Origin of the sequence: Vibrio sp. 10N.247.310.23, assembly GCF_041467155.1 — a bacterium.
Lineage (GTDB): Bacteria > Pseudomonadota > Gammaproteobacteria > Enterobacterales > Vibrionaceae > Vibrio > Vibrio crassostreae_C.
Genome location: NZ_JBFSTZ010000007.1, coordinates 193239 through 211544 on the forward strand (window position 1 = coordinate 193239; position 18306 = coordinate 211544).

18 protein-coding genes are annotated in these 18306 nt (G+C 44.4%); 8 read left to right on the top strand and 10 right to left on the bottom strand.

Annotated features, from left to right (window positions below; translation table 11 throughout):
* Positions 1 to 37: 37 nt before the first annotated feature.
* On the bottom strand, positions 38 to 1375 hold the full coding sequence (locus tag AB6D93_RS07900; RefSeq protein WP_017077026.1) for an MATE family efflux transporter: 1338 nt from the start codon (positions 1373 to 1375) through the stop codon (positions 38 to 40).
* 209 nt (positions 1376 to 1584) lie between these two features.
* A complete protein-coding gene (locus AB6D93_RS07905) occupies positions 1585 to 2454 on the bottom strand; it encodes a GyrI-like domain-containing protein (protein WP_017077027.1) in 870 nt (289 codons plus the stop codon).
* Between the two features lie 115 nt (positions 2455 to 2569).
* Here AB6D93_RS07905 and AB6D93_RS07910 point away from each other — a divergent pair, with 115 nt between their 5' ends.
* The 4 genes from AB6D93_RS07910 (at position 2570) to AB6D93_RS07925 (ending at position 6102) form a co-directional block, all read left to right on the top strand.
* On the top strand, positions 2570 to 3718 hold the full coding sequence (locus AB6D93_RS07910; RefSeq protein ID WP_017077028.1) for a PLP-dependent aminotransferase family protein: 1149 nt from the start codon (positions 2570 to 2572) through the stop codon (positions 3716 to 3718).
* A 314-nt stretch (positions 3719 to 4032) separates the two neighbouring features.
* Positions 4033 to 5022 (top strand): rhodanese-related sulfurtransferase, encoded by a 990-nt coding sequence (locus AB6D93_RS07915; protein ID WP_017067892.1) that lies wholly within the window; start codon positions 4033 to 4035, stop codon positions 5020 to 5022.
* Positions 5023 to 5223: 201 nt separating this feature from the next.
* Positions 5224 to 5481 carry a YdcH family protein gene (locus AB6D93_RS07920; RefSeq protein ID WP_009846137.1) on the top strand — a complete coding sequence of 86 codons (258 nt, stop codon included), beginning with the start codon at positions 5224 to 5226 and terminating at the stop codon, positions 5479 to 5481.
* Positions 5482 to 5577: 96 nt separating this feature from the next.
* Entirely contained in the window at positions 5578 to 6102 is a 525-nt protein-coding gene (locus AB6D93_RS07925) for an N-acetyltransferase (protein WP_102332285.1), read from the top strand.
* Here AB6D93_RS07925 and manA read toward each other — a convergent pair.
* The 6 genes from manA to AB6D93_RS07955 all read right to left on the bottom strand — a co-directional run bounded on the left by manA (position 6099) and on the right by AB6D93_RS07955 (position 13336).
* Positions 6099 to 7304: a mannose-6-phosphate isomerase, class I gene (gene manA / locus AB6D93_RS07930; RefSeq protein ID WP_102332286.1), complete on the bottom strand. Its 1206-nt coding sequence runs from the start codon at positions 7302 to 7304 to the stop codon at positions 6099 to 6101. The genes AB6D93_RS07925 and manA overlap by 4 nt on opposite strands.
* 291 nt (positions 7305 to 7595) lie before the next feature.
* A complete protein-coding gene (locus AB6D93_RS07935) occupies positions 7596 to 8936 on the bottom strand; it encodes an MFS transporter (RefSeq protein ID WP_065583566.1) in 1341 nt (446 codons plus the stop codon).
* 8 nt (positions 8937 to 8944) lie between these two features.
* Entirely contained in the window at positions 8945 to 10441 is a 1497-nt protein-coding gene (uhpB, locus tag AB6D93_RS07940; protein WP_102332287.1) for a signal transduction histidine-protein kinase/phosphatase UhpB, read from the bottom strand.
* The gene (gene uhpA / locus AB6D93_RS07945; RefSeq protein ID WP_017061545.1) at positions 10441 to 11049 is read right to left on the bottom strand and encodes a transcriptional regulator UhpA; all 609 of its coding nucleotides are present in this window, start codon (positions 11047 to 11049) and stop codon (positions 10441 to 10443) included. Before uhpA ends, uhpB begins: the two co-directional genes overlap by 1 nt.
* A 147-nt stretch (positions 11050 to 11196) precedes the next feature.
* Positions 11197 to 12591 carry a hexose-6-phosphate:phosphate antiporter gene (gene uhpT, locus AB6D93_RS07950; RefSeq protein ID WP_102332288.1) on the bottom strand — a complete coding sequence of 465 codons (1395 nt, stop codon included), beginning with the start codon at positions 12589 to 12591 and terminating at the stop codon, positions 11197 to 11199.
* 406 nt (positions 12592 to 12997) lie between these two features.
* Positions 12998 to 13336, bottom strand: a complete 339-nt coding sequence (locus AB6D93_RS07955) for a DUF1840 domain-containing protein (RefSeq protein WP_102332289.1) — start codon at positions 13334 to 13336, stop codon at positions 12998 to 13000.
* 315 nt (positions 13337 to 13651) lie between these two features.
* Here AB6D93_RS07955 and AB6D93_RS07960 point away from each other — a divergent pair, with 315 nt between their 5' ends.
* Positions 13652 to 14842, top strand: a complete 1191-nt coding sequence (locus AB6D93_RS07960) for a GGDEF domain-containing protein (protein ID WP_017065061.1) — start codon at positions 13652 to 13654, stop codon at positions 14840 to 14842.
* A 25-nt stretch (positions 14843 to 14867) separates the two neighbouring features.
* Here the strand turns inward: AB6D93_RS07960 and AB6D93_RS07965 are convergent, their stop codons facing one another.
* Positions 14868 to 15152, bottom strand: coding sequence for a hypothetical protein (locus tag AB6D93_RS07965; protein WP_017061541.1), 285 nt, complete (start codon positions 15150 to 15152; stop codon positions 14868 to 14870).
* A gap of 157 nt (positions 15153 to 15309) precedes the next feature.
* Here AB6D93_RS07965 and AB6D93_RS07970 point away from each other — a divergent pair, with 157 nt between their 5' ends.
* Positions 15310 to 16182 carry a pirin family protein gene (locus tag AB6D93_RS07970; protein WP_017069674.1) on the top strand — a complete coding sequence of 291 codons (873 nt, stop codon included), beginning with the start codon at positions 15310 to 15312 and terminating at the stop codon, positions 16180 to 16182.
* Between the two features lie 225 nt (positions 16183 to 16407).
* Here AB6D93_RS07970 and AB6D93_RS07975 read toward each other — a convergent pair whose 3' ends face one another.
* Entirely contained in the window at positions 16408 to 16689 is a 282-nt protein-coding gene (locus AB6D93_RS07975; protein WP_017057600.1) for a pyrimidine/purine nucleoside phosphorylase, read from the bottom strand.
* A gap of 307 nt (positions 16690 to 16996) precedes the next feature.
* On the opposite strand from AB6D93_RS07975, the gene AB6D93_RS07980 reads away from it, so the two are divergent.
* Together AB6D93_RS07980 and AB6D93_RS07985 are read left to right on the top strand one after the other, a co-directional pair.
* Positions 16997 to 17461, top strand: coding sequence for a DUF2850 domain-containing protein (locus AB6D93_RS07980; RefSeq protein ID WP_017065063.1), 465 nt, complete (start codon positions 16997 to 16999; stop codon positions 17459 to 17461).
* Positions 17462 to 17859: 398 nt separating this feature from the next.
* On the top strand, positions 17860 to 18306 hold a 447-nt coding region (locus tag AB6D93_RS07985), incomplete at its 3' end, for a chitinase N-terminal domain-containing protein (RefSeq protein WP_372159162.1).

An 18306-nucleotide genomic window follows, 5' to 3' on the forward strand; every position in this document is an offset into this window, starting at 1 on the left:
CGCTTTCATAAAATATTACAGGTGGTGATTAGGTTACTTAGTTAATGGCACCATGAGCGGTATCTTCGACTGGGTAACACTTCTGCTTAACTTGTGCGATGAACGGATACAGGAACGCAATACGCCCAAGATAGAACAGAGTAAACGCCAACCACAAACCATGATTACCCCAAATATCGACGGTGAATGCCTGTACCGCTAAAAATACCAACAAAGTCGCGATGCTTGAGTCTCTAACCGGACGTGTGGTTCCCGTTCCGGTAAAAATGCCATAAACCGTTAAGCCAAAGCCAGCCACTAGCGGGAACACAATTAACCACGGAGCCATCTCTTGGTACAGCGTGACCAGCGCTGGAATATCGGTAAACAAGAAAACAATCATATCTTTAAAAATCAAAGTTAAAAGCGTCAGCGCGGCAATGAAACCTGACGTCCATTGGAAGTTAAGCCTTAAAACACGATCAAGCATTGAAGGGTTCTTCTGTCCTACCGCCTTACCTGCAAACACACTCGATGCGTTGGCAATACCATCAAACATATAGCTGACAATGAAGGTCACCTGCATCAAGATCGCGTTAGCCGCTAGAACATCGGTACCCAGTTTAGAGCCAGTACGCGCCATCATGTTGAAGAACACCAAGATACAAATGGTGCGAAGCAATAGATCGGTATTCGAAGAGATGATTGTCGATAGGTCTTTCTTGGTCATCTTCGAGCCTTGCAAGAACTCAGAGATCGAAATATTGCTGGTCTTCATCACCAAGGTCACACCAATCGCAAAGGTGGTAACTTGTGCAATCAAACTTGCGTAAGCCACACCTGCGACACCCAAATCGAAATAAAGTACAAACACCGCATCCAAGACAATGTTCAACACATTACCAAACACTTGTGTATAAAGAACGTCTTTGGCTTTCGCCTGTCCCATTAACCAACCAATAATGGTGTAGTTAAGCAACACGAAAGGCGCGCCATAAATCAAAATACTGAAGTAGATATGCGCGTGCTCGGCTACATTGGCTTCAGGCTCTATCACCCACATTGCGCCTTGCCAGATGAGTGGTTGTATCAAGATAAAGATCAAACCCACTAAACCAGACAGCACAAACGGACGCATCAAGCTACCCGCCAAATCAGTGCGGTTTCCCTTACCCAGTGCCATCGCACTTTGGCCCGTGGTACTGACACGGAAAAAACCAAACAACCAATACATGGTGTTCATAATGATGGTGCCGATCGCTACGCCACCAATCAATTCAGCAATACCAAGTTGGCCAATAACAGCGGTATCCACAGCACCTAACAGAGGTTGTGTCACCGTTGAGATGATGAAAGGGAAAGCGATTTTCAGATAATCTTTGTGGGTAATGGTCATATTCTATCGAGTGATATTAAGAACTATTTGCAATTAGAACGAAATGCTATCGTTTAATCCGTACGTTGTCATCATTTACTTAGAGTAGATTATCAACAAAGCATCTTTATCTTAGGCCAACTGCATAAAATCGTTAGCTGCTATTGGTTGTGCTAATTTGTCTCAACAAAAGATCAAAGTCTGGTTCAACAAAACAGCACAACCATCGATTAGTAAAAGCTCACGGGAAGGTAGAAATCGAGTTCGAACACTTCATCGGTGTTGAGAAAATGATTCTGATGATAATGCACATACGCGGGAGTCGAGCGCTGTTTGAAACCAGATGTGGGTAGCCACTTTTCTAACACCATACTGATCTGTGGTAGCAGTTCTCCATAGCGGCCATTTAGTCGAAACACAGCGTGTAAGCCGCCCGGAATCACCATCTGATTAACTACGCTACGATACTTAATCGGCTCATCAATCGCGATACACGCCACATAGCGGCACTGATCCATCTCAACCCAAGCAGGGTTTGAGTGATGCAAACCAAATTGGCTCGAGAAATCACGCTGTTCCGAATTCGCCCACGCTTTCAATATCAACCACGCATTGCGAATGGATCGATTATATCCCGTATGTCGAACATAGGCCGCCATCCGTTCAGGCACTTCAATAATCTTAGGTTCAGGTAACACTCGCTGCGCAACATTCAAATAGCCCGCCGCCACTTCGGGATCTTTTAAATAGGGTTTTTCTGCTACTTGTAAATCGTGTTTACGCCACTCGCCCGGAGACATATTAAAGGTCGCTTTAAATGCTCGACTAAACGAAGACACCGAGCTAAAGCCACATTTATGGGCGATCTCAACCACAGACGAACTGGTATCAAACATCAATTGGTTGGCTGCATACTCCATTCGAGTTCGTCGGATGTATTGATGCAACGATTCCCCGACCACACTTTTGAAGGTGCGATGAAAGTGCTGTTCTGAATAGGCCGCTATCTCAGATAACTCTTTGGCAGACAAAGGCTGACTGATGTCTTGGTGAATATGGAACAGGACATCATTGATTCGCGATATGTGTTGACGTGACATCGTTTAAATAGCATAAATGGACATGTTTAAGAGCATAAACGGACACGCTAGTTTTTACAATTGCCGTGTAATATCAAGCGATAGAATAAAAACGATAAACGACGAGACACAACACATGGAAATCGCACAGTCATTACAACAGATTCAATCTTCATACATTCGAGAGATCCTCGCAGCCGCAAGTGATCCAAATGTCATCTCATTGGCCGGCGGTTTACCGGACGAGAAAACATTCCCAATCGATTTAATGAAGCCAACGCTAGAAAACCTAGCGAACATGCCTGAAGTTTTCCAATACGGCTCTACTGCCGGTTACGGCCCGTTGCTTGACCACCTAACACAAAGCTACCAATTGCCAGAGTCACACACGGCCATGATCTGTACAGGTTCTCAGCAAGGTTTGGATTTGATTGCGCGTGCGTATGTTGACCCGGGTGATGTGGTTGTGATGGAAGCGCCAAGCTACCTAGGTGCGATGCAGGTGTTTGGCCTAGTTCAAGCAAACATCGCTACCGTGTCTCAAACTGAATTTGGCCCGAACCTAGATGAACTGGAAACATGCTTTGCCGAGCAAGCGCCAAAAATGTTCTATGCCGTGCCTGATTTCCACAACCCAACCGGTGTGTGCTGGGCAACAGAAACTCGTCAAAAAGTGGCTGAGTTGTGTATCAAATACAACGTAGCCTTCATTGAAGATGCACCATACCGTGAGCTACGTTTCACTGGTACGGAACTGCCATTGGTTTCTTCGTTCTGCCCTGATAACTCTATCGTTCTTCGTTCATTCTCTAAGATTGCATCGCCAGGCCTACGTATTGGCGCGGTAACAGGCAAACGCAGCTACCTTGAGCCACTGATCAAAGTGAAGCAAGGCGCTGACTTGCACTCAAGTGTACCCATGCAAGCGCTGCTTGTTGGCCTTCTAAAACATGAAGACTTTGGCGTGCATATGGAAAACATTCGCACACTGTACAAGTCTCGTTATGAAGTGTTGTTTTCAGAGCTAGAAAAACAACTGCCTGCAGATTGCGTGTTAAAAGCCGTCGATGGCGGGATGTTCATTTGGGTAGAAATCCCAGAGTGCGATACCTTCGAATTAGCTAAGACTTTGCTATCGAATGGTGTGGCGGTTGTACCAAGCCCAGTATTTTATCCAAAGGCCGATGAAGCAAAAGCCGCACTGCGCTTAAACTTCACTAACGCCAACCCAGAAGAATTAACAGAAGCGGTGAAACGCTTAGCGGAAGTACTTAACCAAGCGTAATCGCTGATTAAGTCAGACAGATTCAATACCAAGGCCCTGATGTATTTTTACAGCAGGGCCTTTTTGGTTTGGGAATACGTGTTGTAATTCGAACCAGATAAAACGGTTTCATTGCATTTCTTAGTCCAAAAGCCACACTAATAACAATGCTAAATAGCCCTACTTTTGGTTGGTTTTTGTCCTTCCTTGGCTTGGTTATACTGCGGCGGATTTTAATAAGCCAATATGGGCAAACCTGAGTAAATCAAACTCAGTATGTATCATAAAAGGCAACCGCTCTGGATTTACGTTCCAGCTCGCAGAAAGGAAAAACCATGTCTCAATATGTTGTATGTGCTCTGTATAAATTCGTAGCACTTGATGATTACCAAGAAATTCGCCAGCCACTCACTGACGTGTTAGAAGCCAACCAAATCCGCGGTACTTTGCTACTTGCGAGTGAAGGTATCAACGGCACCGTTGCAGGTAAGCGCGAATCTATCGACGCTCTTCTTCAATGGTTCAAACAAGATTCTCGTTTGGCTGATGTTGTTTACAAAGAGTCGTTCAACGAAGAACAACCATTCAACCGCACCAAGGTTAAGCTTAAGAAAGAGATCGTAACCATGGGCATTGAGGGCATCGACCCACGCCATGTTGTTGGCACTTACGTGAAACCAAACGAGTGGAACGCATTGATCTCTGATCCTGATGTGATTCTGGTTGATACTCGTAACGACTACGAAGTGGACATCGGCACCTTCAAAAATGCCGTAAACCCAAACACAGAAACCTTCCGTGAGTTCCCTCAGTACGTTGAAGACAACCTTGATCCTAAGAAACACAAGAAAGTCGCGATGTTCTGTACTGGCGGTATTCGTTGCGAAAAATCAACAGCCTACATGAAAGAGCAAGGCTTTGATGAGGTTTACCACCTTGAAGGCGGCATTCTTAAGTACCTAGAGGAAGTACCAGAAGAAGAGAGCATGTGGGAAGGCGACTGCTACGTATTTGATGGTCGTGTTGCAGTAAACCACCAGCTAGAAAAGAGCGGTTACGATGTGTGTAACGCGTGTCGCCTGCCAATCACTGACGAAGACAAAGCCTCTAAACACTTCGAGAAAGGCGTAAGCTGCCCTAAGTGTATTGATAAGCACAGCGACGAGCAGAAAGCCCGTTTCCGTGAACGTGAAAAGCAAGTTCAACTGTCGAATGCTCGTGGCGAAACCCACGTAGGCGGCGAAGCTGCTCACCTTATCGAGCAACGCAAAAAAGAGAAGCTTGCACACAAAGAGCAGCAACGCTCTGGTAAGAAAGCAAAGTAAACTTTCTGCTTTAAACTCTTATAGTTCTAAACATATAACTATAAATAGTTAGCTATATACATACAAAATGGCGCAAGTTCGAGGATAATCCTACGAGTTTACGCCCTTTTTTGATCGCTTTACGGCTTTGTGTTTTGAACCACATTTCTTTCGAAAAATTACTTCTATACTGTTAATAATTCGACTAGAGAGGAAGTGCCAATGCTCAATGAAAACCATGCCTTTATCTTAGATTTCCCAGATCTTAAATTAGACATTGTTCAGCTCAACCACGACGACGAAAAATTCAAAGCAGACATGCAGAAATACCACCAACTCGACTACGACATCCGTCAGCTAGAAATCTCTGGCAGCCCTATCGATGACGACAGCATGCACAACCTCAAAGTAGAACGCATGGAGCTCAAAGACTCGCTACACAAACAGCTCACGCGCCATCACGCGCTTAAGATCGTATAGAAAAATCAATCCAAGACTTTATTCTTAGCCATGCATCACGCATGGCTTTTTGGTTTCATCACTTCGCAAATCTAAGCTAATTCGGCTTCTTCAATTATGTTACTGTTTGCTTATTCAAAGGCGTTTGATAAGGAAGCGGTAAAAGTGGCAATGAAAGAAGAGAACATACAACTCCAACTCGCTTCAAATTCTGAATTCGATGAACTGTTTGCGTGTGTTAAACAAGGTATCTTCATACACGTAGATGACGTTTTCGGCTGGGATGACAACTTCCAACGCCTACGACTTTTAAACGAATACCATCCATCTTGGTTTCATTGGGTATATCGCGAAAATGAGAGAGTAGGACTCGTCTGCTTTAAGCCTTATGACAACGCATACCATATTCATCTGCTGATCATTTTCCCTCAATACCAAGGCCGTTCGCTTGGCAAGCAAGTCATGACTCTCATACATAAAAAAGCTATGGCAGAGCAACTTAGTCAAGTCACTCTATCGAGTTTTAAAAGTAATGCTCGTGCTATTAACTTTTATCAATCGCTTGGCTATCACGTTGTTGATGAAGGAGATGATGATTTTGTGGGGATGGAGCTCAATCTATACCACAAACACCATCTCTAATTAAACGCCCTAACCACTCGCCCATTACTGCTCAGTACATAATGACCAATATAGGCAGGGATAAATACCGATTGCCCTTTGGTGAGTGTCAGGTGTTCACCTTTCTGACTCATTAACGTTAAATCATCATCTATCGCCATTAAAATTTCAGCACCGCTTGTGATGACTTCTTCTTGCTTTGGGCGATGAAAAATATTGAAATCAAAGTCACTAACTGGGATATCATAGCGATCACATTGACCTAACTTTGAAGGTGCTAACAACAAGCGTTCGAACGGGATTGGTGTAAACTCTGTGCAGGCAACCAACTCAGCGACATCAATGTGTTTTGGCGTTAAGCCAGCTCGCAGCACATTGTCTGAATTGGCCATAATCTCGAGCCCAGTCCCCTTGATGTATGCGTGCGGAGTGTTTGCATTCAAATACATCGCTTCACCCGGCCGTAGTGTGATCAAGTTAAGCAGCAGAACGCAAAACAAACCGATATCATTCGGGTACTGGTGGCTAAGCTCAGTAACCAAAGCAAACTCAGATTGACCTTGGTGAGCGGCTGCGTAAGCCAGAAGTTGCTCTAATGCTCGGTGTTTACGTTGGTCGTCCAGAGTTAATAAATCACGGAAAAACGCCTCTAAACCTAGAGAATCAAGGTGGTTGCCAAACTCTTCAACTAAACCAGCCAGCTCGCTCGCATTCAACTTTCTGAACAACCCTAATATTTCATCGAATTCTCGAAAGCCATTCATTGCTTGATATTCAGTGATCGCGTAAACCAATTCAGGTTTGTGGTTAGAGTCTTTGTAATTACGATGCCCTGCGGTCAGAGGAATGCTTGCCTGTTCCTCTCTCGCAAAGCCAATTTCAGCTTGGCGCTTGTTTGGGTGAACCTGCACAGACAACGCTTTTTCTGCAGCCAAGATCTTAAACAAGAACGGCAGCTCACCAAACTCCTGCGCAATATCGCTTGATAGATAGGCCGGTTTATTGTTGTTAATCAGCTCAGAGAGGGGCACCAAGTGCTGGTCCAACTTGACCATTGAGCAACCTTTTGGATGCGCTCCCATCCAAACTTCCGCTTGCGGCTCTTGTGACTCATTCTTAAAGCCAAACAGCTCACGTATCGAAGAAATGCTCCCCCATGCATAATTTTGGATGGTGTTTTCCATTGGGAAAAATGAGTGTTCTGAGAAGTGGCTGAGTGACATGGCGTTTTCCATAGTGAGGCCTTTGAACATAATTCAGAGAGCTGATTTCTAATAACGTAAATAATTAGAAAGACTACAGAGAGCAGCTAGGACCCACATGAGATGAGGTCTTAGACGCAATAGGAAAAATTCTTAGAAACAGGTGAGACCGATGAAAAGCGTGAAAATAGTCACATTTGAATATCACGAGTAGAAAGCGCTGAGAATAAGATAGCGGCTTGTATCGCACTGATTACAGCAGCGATACAAGCATCTGAATACAAACACTAGTGACTATCTTGTTATCGTTCCTTAAAAACCAGAGCGAGCTTCTGCACTTTTCTGAGGTGATTGAGCTTGTAGGAAAGGCAGTAACAGCAAGCCAATAACGGCCGCACAAGTAGAGATGGTAATGAAGAACCCACTCCAGCCGTAAGCTTCTAGAACGAGCGCTAATGGGTAACCAGAAAGTGCTGCTCCCATATAAGCAAACAAGCCAACAAAACCTGTCGCCGCCCCGGCAGAGTCTTTATGTGAACATTCCGCCGCCGCCATGCCAATAAGCATTTGAGGGCCAAAAACAAAAAAGCCAACGCAGAATAGCCCAGCCGCTTGAAACACAAAGTTGGTTAAAGGCATAAGCCATAAAGCCGAAACCGAAAGGAAGATGCCAATCGCAAACAAGATGTTCATTGGACCGCGGTTGCCACCAAACAACCTATCCGATCCCCACCCAGCAACAAGTGAACCAACAAAACCTCCTATCTCGAACAGAGACAAGGCAGCGTTGGCGTTGATCAAACTGTAATCGTGTTCTTCGGTGAGGTATAAATTGCCCCAGTCGTTAACTGCCGTTCTTACGATGTAAACCAACACATAACTAAAGGCGAGCAACCAAATGTACTTATTGCTGAACACATAGGTTTTCAGGATCTCTCGATAGCTTAACCCTTGCCCATGGCTCTCTTGCGCTAATTCCAGGTGATCACTGCGCCACTTCCCTACCGTCGGAAGTCCCATGGTGGTGGGCTTGTCACGTAAGCGCCAGCAGACAATAAGACCGATAAAAACACCAATCACACCCGGCCAGATAAACCCAGCTCGCCAACTGAACTGCAGCGTTAGATAACCCACAAGAATAGGGATAAGCGCTCCACCCACGTTGTGCGCTGTATTCCAGATTGCCCAGCGAAAGCCTCTTTCGGAGCGAGAATACCAAGTCGTCAATAACTTGGAACACGATGGCCAGCCCCAACCTTGGAACCATGCATTCAGTACCCATAGCGAGATAAAAGCCGCTAACGAACTCGAAAAGCCAAACGCGATGTTTATCAGACCAGTCGCGATTAGGCCAAGCCCCATGAAGTAACGAGGGTTCGACCGATCCGATATCGTGCCTGAGATAAATTTCGATAAGCCATAAGAAAGATAAAAGAGCGTGCCAATTAAGCCGATATCGCCTTTGTCCAAACCTAGATCGGTGATCATTGCAGGCGCGGCGTAATTAAAGGTTTTACGAGTGAAGTAAAAACCCGCATAGCCGACATACATTCCTATCATGATGTGAAGGCGCCAATAGCGATAACTCTGATTGACCTCATCATCAGTTAGAGCATCACTCTCTGACGTTGTTGAGCGCAGAAATCCAAACATATTCGTTCTCACACTTTAGGTAATGTAACGCTGATATTGGTACCCGAAGACGAGCCATTAGCGTTGATTGTCATCTTGCCGCCGAGCGCCTGAACACGCTCTTGCATACCACGAACACCCATTCCTTTGAGAAGATCTTGCGCTGTAAAACCAATGCCATTATCTGTGATCTGAAGGTAAGCCTGGTCACCTAAAATCAGTTCAATTCTGATCTCGCTCGCGTTGGCGTATTTAGAGGCATTATTTAGAGACTCTTGGCACAGCCTGAAGATAGTGACCTTAAGCGTGTCACTCAAACACGAGTAATCTCCTTGCCAATTTAACTGGATATCAACGCCGTGATCCGAAAACTCCATCTCTCGAATAAGCTGTTCCACGGAATCTTTTAAGTCCAGATCGTCCAACATCTTAGGTCTTAGTTTTGTAAGCAGACGTTTGGTGGTGTCATAAACATTCAAAGATAATGATTCAATGGTACCCGCACAGCGAACGCTCATCTCAGCCGCGTCGACACGTTTAATAATGCTTGCCTGAGTACGAATTGCCGTGATGTTTTGGCCGATTTCATCATGCAGTTCACGCGCAATATCACGACGAACCGACTCTTCAGCGGTAACTAACTGACGTGAAAGATTTTGATTTCTGGAAAGCTCACTGCGTAATTTGGAGTTGAGATCTTTCTGCTTTTGAACCGCTAAACCAAGCAGTATACCTGTGATGGTTTGAGCAGATAGAGACAAGAGTAAGTCGGTAATTTCGAGTTTGGATGTTCCGCTGTGGGCTGCAATCAACGCGACACTATTTAACATTGTTGCAAGCAGAGCACCTTGCCATCCATAACGAACGGCGAGCAAGATAATAGGGATCGCCATACAGAACGGGGCAAAGCGCCTTAGCTCATCAGGCAAACTGGTTTGTATCAAAATACTGGCGACCAACAACACGCTATATAAAGCAATATGACGGATTTTGAACTCAACGACATTATTGATTAAGTAAGAGCTCAATGGTGCCCACTTGTTTTGGAATAGATAGTTCCAGACCAGATAACACATCGGCACCAGCATCAGTCCGCCAGTAATACTCACCAACCACACCATGTAAACAGCAGAAACATGAGAACCCACCACGGCAACGTTAATAAATGCTGTGACCATGATTAAGCTCGCCATCACTAACAAGTGACGATTCTGGTCACCAGAATAATAACGCTTGGCAATTAGCGTGGCAGGAATACTCAATCCACTGGCGATGAGTATCGTCAGCCATTGGGGTTCATCAAGCAGCAGAGCTAAAGCGATCGCAAGTCCCCACTCTGCAATATAGATGGCAGGCCAATAGTGGGTACGAGTGTGCAGCGTCATTCCCAGTCGAAGTGAAAACGGGAAAAGCAGAATGGCTAACTCAGGGTCATTAATGAAATAGAAGGCAATAACCCATAAACAGAACCATGCACAGCCAGCCATAAAAACCCCACACAGGGAGGTGGCTAGGTAAGAACGCATTAGTACTGGTCTTGTGTAAACAGTTTCGCTAACTCGACATTATTCTTAACATTGAGTTTGTCCATCGCATTGGCACGGTGTACATGCACCGTTTTATGGCTAACCCCTAGCTCTACGGCAATAGATTTTACATCGAGCCCTGTCGCCAATAACTGACACACTTCGCTTTCTCTGCGGGTGAGCTGATTTAAAGAGGCTTTATTCTTCATGGGCGTCGCAAGCTTTATGGCGATATCGGGCGTGAGATAACAGCCACCATTTGCGCTCGTGTGTACGGCTTGAATTAACTCATCAGGGCTACAGCGCTTGCTGAGATAACCTTTGGCTCCTAACTCTAATGACTTCTCAACCATCGCCGGAGAGTCATGAACGCTCAACATGATGCTGGCAATGCCAGATGGAATCTCTTCCAATAAGCTCAGGCCACTTTCATCTTGCATTGAGATATCCAAGATCACGACATCAGGGTGACAGCTTGGCAATCCTAGGCGCGCTTCTGCCGCAGAGTTGAATTCACCCACGACCGTAATATCAGCTTCAAGACTGAGTAATTGAGCAAAGCCAGATCGAACAATGACGTGGTCATCAACAAGCGCAACATTAATCATGATATTAACCAAAATTAAGAGTAAGAAAGAAAAATAGCCCCAACAGGAGCTATCTAAAATTAAGTTTATTGATAGAGATGATACTGAATCGAACTAACGATTGGTATGATCTCACGTGCTTTAAACCAATAAAGCACATGAGACTCGCTACGCGCTTTGAGACGCTAAGTGCATTTTCTTAGCGTGGCGAATCTTCTTCTCTTCCGCAACCGCAACGAATAGCAGCAACACGATACAAATGGCAGCTGACGTATCAAGCGCTGCGAACGTGCCTTTCCAACCCGTTAAGCCAAAAATAGGTGTGCCGTCTGCAATCATACCTAGGCCAAGTTTGGCAAAGCTGTCACCAATTAAGTAAGCAAATGTACCTTTCACGCCATCCGCAACGCTGATTGCTTTCTTAGGCACGAAACCTACTGCAGCAACACCAATCAGCAACTGAGGACCAAATACTAGGAAACCAAGCACAAACAGTGATGCTAGGTACATGAACTCACTGGTTGCATGCTGGTAGAACTCTAGCGAAACGATAATCAGGCCAAGCGATACACAAGCAACCAAAGCACGGCGTCCGTTCGCAAGGTCTGACAGATAACCCCACATTAACGTACCGACCAGTGCACCAACCTCAAACAGAGTGAAGCCTGAAATCGCGGTTTCTTTTGATAGACCTAGCTCTTGATACGCATAAACGGTAGACCATTGATCGATACCGATACGAACAATGTATAAGAAGATATTCGCGAAGCAGAGCAACCAGATCACTTTGTTTTTCAGGATGTATTCAACAAAGATCTCTTTCTTAGTCATTTGATTTTCTTCAGCAGCCGTATCTTCTTCGCTGACTTCTTCATCAAACAACTCTTCAACCGTACCTAGACCATAGGCTTCTGGAGAGTCATTACCAAAGCGCATACCAATAAAGCCAACCACAATCGCAATGATTGATGGGAACACGAACATACCGATCACGTTGCCATCAAAAAGGTAGTTAGCACCGAACAGAGCAACACCAGCGGCACCTGCGCCACCCACGTTGTGCGACATATTCCAAAGGCCTAAATAAGAACCACGCTTGTTACGAGGCGTCCATTTAGTGATGGTCGAGTAGCTTGAAGGACCGCCGGTACTTTGGAAGAAACCACTCAACGCATAGAAGGCAACCATCAAGAATAAGCTAGCACTGCCACCGCCCATACTGAAGCTGAAGCCCAACATAGCGATACCAGAAAGGACAAGCATGAATGGCAGGAACTGCTTGGTGTTTTTACCATCGGCATAATAGGAAACGACGGTTTTACCGATACCGTAAGTGATAGAGAAACCCAGACCGATAAGACCTAGATCCGTCATCGATAATCCATAAGTAGAAATCATGTCGTTTTGCGCGACATTGAAGTTCTTACGGATCAAATACATGGTTAGATAACCAATGAACACGACGAGGTAAGATTGTAGGAATGGTTTAAACCACATTTTTCTTCTAGTTTCGACCGGAAGATCCAGCGTCGGTTTTCGAACCTGATCTAGGAACTTTAACATTGTGAACTCTCTTATTTTTTGTGAGGTCTGCACGGCATAATTGCGGCCATACATTGTTTGTTAGTTGACCGTGAAATAATAAGGAGTCTAAAAATCGACCGCATGAGAGAGGGTCTTAGAATAACTAGGAAAAATTCTTAGTTCAGAATTGGGAGTCAAGAAAGCGTGAACAGCATCACTTTGTTTACGGTCTGTTATGGATTGATATTACGATAACAAAAGTCACTCATTTCAGGGCTGACGAACCTTGTAAATAAACAGAAACGAGTGGATTACTTCACTAAAAAAACACCAGTATCGGTTCATCACCATAAAACTCCATGGTCATGGTGTGTCCGATACTGGTTCAGCATTCATTCTGATTAAAATAGATTCAATAGGCTTGTTACGTTTCGCGTGAATCGTACTACAGTCGCTTGCCGCTACCGTCTTCCCACATTACTTCACATTCATCTTTGATGGCAGCTTTTAATAATTCAACCAGTGGGAACGCTCGACTACCGATATTAACAGGCGCTTCAACCACCTCTTCTTCATTGTCGTCATCAGTATTTTCATGCTCTACGGACTTGCTCTGCTCTGCTGCAATAGCAGCACGTAGATTATCCAGAGCTTGAGGAACCTCTGAAGCATCCATAGCACCTGGGATGGAGCCGCTATGCCCAAACATCTTGATGAACTGGAGGCCGACTTCACCAAACATCGTGACACTAGCATGAACTTTACAACTAAAGGTAATTAACATAATGAGCCTTTCTTAATTTTGGTCGTTTACAAACTATGTGGAGTAACTCTCTGGAAAGCAAGTAGATAAACATCAAACAACGGTTACAAGTTTGATGCTTAAATCTAATCTTCTAGAGATGACCAGCACCATCGGTGATATACATCACTATTTGGAATTGATTGAACAGCCTTTCATATGAAACCTTGATAGTAGTCACACTAAATAGACATCTAAGCCTCTGCATAGCTTGTTATTTAATCTACTATTAACACCATTATCAAAAACTTTGGCACAGATCACATGAAAAGGCTCGTCGGCAGGCACCTAGAAGAAATGGCGGACATACGATCCACCCGCAAGCAAAAAATTGTTCACTCCTTTTCACTGACTGCCGCTGCGTTATTCATTTTCTACACTTGGGCTTACTTCCAAGGCCAACATTACACGCTGTCGGTTTTCGAACTGTGTTTTGCACTTATCGCTATCTCCAACGCATTTTACGTAAGAAAAGTCATCAATCCTGAGTATTCAGAATTGATCCTGAGCGGTGTTTTACTGGTTCAAGGGGTCATCCTATTTTTGTACAGTCACGCCATTCCTGACCGAATTCTTTGGCTCTACCCTATTCTGGCGGCGGTGATTTTTATCAATGACTTCAGAATTGGAATCATCTTTAGCACCTCATTTTGTTTGTTTATCAGCACCTTGATTACGGCAATGCCCAATAACTTTTCTCTGCCATTTAACAGCACACATCGGTTTATTCTTAGCCTGTTTACTATGAGCTTGGTGTGTCACACATCCGCTTATTACTACACAAAAGCCGTCAGTTATATCCAACGCCTTTATAAAGAAGGCATTGAAGATCTCGCCTACAGAGACCAACTTACCGGATTGGCCAACCGTTGGAGCTTTGAGCGCTGGGCTGTAGAAAAGCTTGCGACAGTGGATAGTGAGCGATCACTTACGGCATTGGTCTTTTTGGATATAGATGACTTTAAAGGCATTAACGACAGCTACGGGCACGATGTGGGAGACAGTGTCTTACAGCATTTTGCCAATCGCTTGAGCAACAACATTCGAACCAGAGACAGAAAAAGCCATGAATACGATTATTCCATCGCGCGCTTTGCTGGAGACGAGTTTGTTCTGATGCTCTACGATGTGCCAACTCGTAAAGATCTAGACGGCATTCTAGATAGGATCTGCGGGCTGTTCGAAAGCGGCTGCCAAACAAACGAGAGAATCAAGGAATTGACGTTAAGTGTTGGGGTTGCTTTGTATCCGCAAGATGCCCAAGAATTACATGAGCTGACGAGATGTGCTGATAAAGCGATGTATGTTGCCAAGCATTCAGGAAAAAACCGATATGCTTATTATCACGACAACCCAGTATCGACCCTGATAGAAGAACTACCAACGAGCCTTGTTAGCTCAGCACCGGATTCATCTGAACTTGAAGATTGCTTTGAAGCGAAGATCGAAGGGAACAATGTTACGCTATTAAAAACGCGCCAACGCTAGCCATTCCTATAACGGAGCGGCGCTGCTAACCTGCAAGGTACATAAGCCAAAGACTCACTAACCCGATCATAATAATCCATATGACTTGACGTGTTCGGTTTGGGTTATTCCCTTTAGGTCGCCTCACCACGGTTTTAAAAGCGGCTTGCTTAGCTGACTGAATAAACGGCGCTTCTATCTCACGTTTTTTCACGCGGCGTTTAACTGCGCTGTTTGCAACCTCTGTAAAGCGCTGGCTTTGCTCCGTTGTAAAGTCGTTATCAAAACCTATCCGACCATGCCTTTCGCCATGTTTTTGCTGAACTGCCATAGCGGCCTCCTTGGCGATATACTCTCTATTGAGTATAGACATAATTTCATATTGTTACCTGTTCAAGATTTTCGAATAAGTCACTCAACGCTGTGCCATCTTCTTTTTAAATCAAATTACATAAACTACAGCTATTCAAGTTTATGAGGGTTTCAAAATGACGAATGTAAGAGCAGTAGATCATGTGATTACAGCACATGCCACCTCAGATGGTGATGGCGTCAAAATCCAACGACTCGCAGGTTTTAATAACGCACGTTTCTCTCCATTTTTAATGATTGATGAACTGAAGTCGGATGAAAGCAAAGACTATGTTGGCGGCTTTCCTCCACATCCTCACCGTGGGATAGAAACGCTCACTTACATGCTCCAAGGTCACTTCCAACACAAAGACCATATGGGGAATGTTGGAGAGCTACGCAGCGGTGGCGCTCAATGGATGGCCGCAGGCCGTGGTGTCATTCACAGCGAAATGCCAATGATGGAAGAAGGTGCGCTGCATGGTTTTCAGATTTGGATAAACCAACCTGCGACACACAAAATGCAGCCAGCTCAGTATCACGATTTCCAAAGTGAAAGCATCGCGGAGCATCAAAGTGAACAAAGTGGTTTGTTAAGAGTGATTGCCGGAGGGTTTGAACTGCACAACCAAACTGACAAGGATTCAGAGGCTTTACGAGCGCAGGGTCCATTACAGAAAACAGGTGTGCCATTAAGCGTTGCGGATTGGCGCTCTCATTCTGGGCAAAAAGTCACGTTAGGGACTAATGTTAATCACAATGCCATGACTTATGTGTACCGAGGCAGTATTAAGATCGGCGACAAAGTCATCAACCAAAGTCAACTTGCCCTGCTCACCAAAGCTGAATTGTTGTCTTTAGAAAGCCTAGAAGATTCAGGTGTACTGATTTTTTCTGGTCAGCCGATTAATGAACCTGTCGTGCACTATGGTCCGTTTGTCATGAACTCGATGGAAGAGATTGAACAGACAATTCAAGACTACAACAACGGTGTGTTTGAGACTTACTGATGTCTTGGCTTTGAGCTTTGAGCTTTGAGCTTTGAAGATTGAAGATTGAAGATTGAAGAGATTTTGCAACGAACAACGATTTGGTCATCCATTTGATGACTACAAAAACAAGTGACACTATCCACTGCCGGTTACTATCACTTATTTAACCACGCTCCTAGAGCGTGGTTTTTTTCTATTAAATCAGAGACAAACGATGCCCTGATTGAACAAATTTAGATCTGATTACAAATACTCACATAGGTAAGCTGTCGCTTCTTTTACCTGTAGGTCGAATGAAGAGTCACCCGCAACGTCAAAAGACTCACCAGATTGGTATGTCGTCCAATCATCATCGCCAACACGCTTTACAATCAAAGCACCTTTAACAACGGTCATCTTTTCTGGAGCCGCAGTACCAAAAGTGTACTCACCAGCCGCCATTACACCAACACTCACATCAGCACCAGACTGGTTAAACGCTAACGACTTAACGCCACCTTCAAAGTATGTGTTTTCTTTAATCATTGTACTTCCTTGTTATCTTCAAATTGCAATTATTGAGCTCACCGAGTAAGCCTATGCGTAAATTTAGGTGATAATTGTTTTAACCAATTCGAGACTTTCCTACAAGAAATAAATACGCATAGCTTAAGCATTTCTGGAGTTCGCTTTCATTGATAGCGTAAATACTGAGGAGCAAGGCTAAAAACCACTAACGCAACCACATTTATTAGAACATTCGATCCTGCTTCTAACTCTTAGAACAATTTTTGCAAACTAAGGTTTTAATTAATAGAATCTAAAACAATATCAGTCGAAAAATGAAGAGATAATGGCAAAAAAGCCGACTAAAAGCAGAGATCTATTTGCCAACTCGTTACTCTACGGCTTCCTATTAGCTGGCTTTATGGTTGCCCTCACCGCCGGCTATTTTGCTTACCAAGCCCACCAGCAATCTGTCAGCCCAAGCAACGTCTATGGCACATGGATAGAGATTGCGGCGCCACCTTACAACACCGACATCCTGACACTTTCAGAAAACGGTGTGATGATGAATCATCGTCTTATCACTACCTCATTCGATTTTGACGGGAAGATCGTCACGATCAACACTGGCTCTGGAACCACCGTTTACACCATCAGTGGTACTTACGATTCGCCTCGCTTAAAGCGATTAGAGCCAAGCGTACCATCTCAGCAATTTATTAAAGAAGGCTACGAGGATACTGCGACTGGTGATACCCATAGTGTCATGCAACAACGACGCGCTTCCTTAGCTGAGCAATTCAAAAGATAACCCTCTTATCCATACTGCCATAAGCATTCGTCTTCAAGTTTACCCGTCGATCGCCCCCGCTCGCTCAACATACTTCACTTTGTGATTCAGCTTCAATCCACAGTATTTTCTTATAGTTTGTCGCACCTTTTCATAACTTCATGTCGTGAATTTTCACTTGTTAGATTTTCCTACTGAAGGATGTTTTATTTTATAAAACATGGACTCAGCCTCTCATTCATTAAGCAACAGAATTGTAACAAGATACAATTTTTTAGTTGTCCATCGAAAACGGATTTATTTTCAGTTATGAAATTAAAACTCCCTCGAATACTGACTGGGAAGCTCCTTCAAAACTGATTGGAGCCGTTTATGGGGCCATTGGGTTCTCGTAATCTTCAAGGAATGAGAGAAATAGTATGATTCGTATAAATACCTGTGCTGCAAGCATTGCTCTAGCGCTATCTGGTACAGCATTAGCTGCTCCAACAGCACCTAGCATCGACATGTACGGTTCCAACAACCTGCAATTTTCTAAAATTGAACTCGCGATGGAAACCACCTCTGGCTACAACCAGATGGTGAAATATCACGACCAAGCGAAGGTCGACGTTAAGTTCAACCAATGGAGCGGAACGTCAGGAAACACGTACAACATCTACTTTGATGGCGTTAAAGTGGCCACCGGCCCAATCACTGGCAGCCAAACCACAGCTTCATTCGAATATGGCCAAGGCGGCTTATTTGAGATGGAAATCGAAGCGTGTGATGAAACAGGTTGTAGCAAGAGCGCACCTGCTCAAATCACGATCGCTGATACCGATGGCTCACACTTAGCGCCACTTGCGATGAATGTGGATCCGAAC